Source organism: Limnochorda sp. (genome assembly GCF_047459355.1).
GTDB lineage: Bacteria > Bacillota > Limnochordia > Limnochordales > Limnochordaceae > Limnochorda.
The window spans coordinates 1-1,442 of record NZ_VSCV01000095.1; the positions used below are offsets into that span (position 1 = coordinate 1).

At 71.6% G+C, this 1,442-nt stretch carries 1 protein-coding gene and 1 pseudogene; both read left to right on the forward strand.

What is annotated here, in order from left to right; all coding sequences use genetic code 11:
* Nucleotides 1-388: pseudogene (locus tag FWJ67_RS11100) on the forward strand (hypothetical protein); the annotation flags it as partial.
* Nucleotides 388-1,323: a bifunctional riboflavin kinase/FAD synthetase gene (locus tag FWJ67_RS11105; RefSeq protein ID WP_414482465.1), complete on the forward strand. Its 936-nt coding sequence runs from the start codon at nt 388-390 to the stop codon at nt 1,321-1,323. The pseudogene FWJ67_RS11100 and the gene FWJ67_RS11105, both read left to right, overlap by 1 nt.
* Nucleotides 1,324-1,442 lie beyond the last annotated feature (119 nt).

The following is a 1,442-nucleotide window of genomic DNA, read 5'->3' on the forward strand; positions in this document are numbered from 1 at the left end:
TCTGGTGCGGACCGCGTCGGGTCCTTATGTTTTGGAGGAGGCGTCGACACTGGATGAGTTGGAGGCGGCCGTGGCCCAAGGGGAGCTGGAGCGGCTCCTGGTCAGCCCGGCGGAGATGATGGCCCACCTGCCCGGCTTCCGAGTGGAAGACGAAACGACGATGAAGCGGCTGCAGCACGGAAGCGCGGTGGTCTTGGACGGCGCGCCCCGGGTGGAGCCGGAGCGGCCGAGCGAGCTTCCCCCGGAGCAGGAAGGTTTGGCCCGGGTGTTGGACAAGCGCGGCCAGCTGGTCTGCCTGGTCCGGCCCGAGCGGGTGCCGGCCAACGGCCGGCGCCGGTGGCGGCCGGTCCGGGTGCTGGTCCAGCCCGGCGGGGGTGAGGGCCGGTGATGGTCTGGCTCGATGAGGTGGAGCCTGGCGGCCCACCCTGGGGCGGCGTGGCCGCCCTGGGCAACTTTGATGGGGTGCACGTGGGGCATCAGGCCCTTCTTGCCCGGGCCCAGGCCCTGGCCGAGGCTTTGGGGGTGGAGGCCCTCGCCCTCACCTTCGAGCCCCATCCGGCCGCGGTCCTCAGGCCCCAGTCCCTCCCGGGACTCCTCACCCCCTTGGAGGAGAAGGTCCGCTGGCTCGAAAGCTACGGGGTCTCTCGGGTGGTGGTCGCCCGGTTCGACCGGGCCTTCGCCAGCCTCGAGCCCGAAGGGTTCCTGGAGCAGGTCTTGGCCGAACGCCTCGGCGTGCGGGGCGTGGTCGTGGGGGATGACTTCACCTTCGGCCACCAGGCCCGGGGGCGGGTGCCCCTCCTCCGGTCCTGGTCCCAGGCCCGGGGGATCGGGGCGGAGGTGATCCCCGCCGTCGGGCGGCAGGGCGAGCGGGTCTCCAGCAGCCGGATCCGCCAGGCCCTCCTGGCGGGGGCCTTCGATGAGGTGGTGGCCATGCTCGGGCACCCCTACGGGGTGGTGGGCCGGGTGGTGACCGGCCACGGGCGGGGGCGAACCTTGGGGTACCCCACGGCCAACCTGGAGCTGGACCCCCAGCAGCTCCCGCCGCCGGAAGGGGTCTACCTGGCGGAGGCGGTGGTGCTGGGGGCGGAGCCGGAACGGCCATGGCCCGCTCTGGCGGTCTACAGCCGCCGGCCCACCTTCGGCTCGGGGGAGCCGGCCTTTGAGGTCTTTCTCCTGGACTTTCGGGGGGACCTCTACAGCCAGAGGCTGCGGGTCCTGCTCATCCAGCGCCTGAGGGGCATTATCCGGTTCCCGGGTCCTGCCGAGCTGCAGGCGCAGATCGAGGAGGACTTCCAGCAAGCCCGGCGGTATTTCGGGTTGTGACACGTCTTTGCCGCGGGGCGGTGTTATGGTATAGTGACTGTCGGATAACGTGCGGACGTTCGGAGGAAGAGACGGCCGCCGGCCGGCGGATTACTGGCCAGGAGCGCACCCCGGCGAAG

Coding starts and splice junctions, on each gene's coding strand:
- FWJ67_RS11105 (WP_414482465.1), top strand. CDS start 388: ATGGTCTGGCTCGATGAGGTGGAGCCTGGCGGCCCACCCTGGGGCGGC.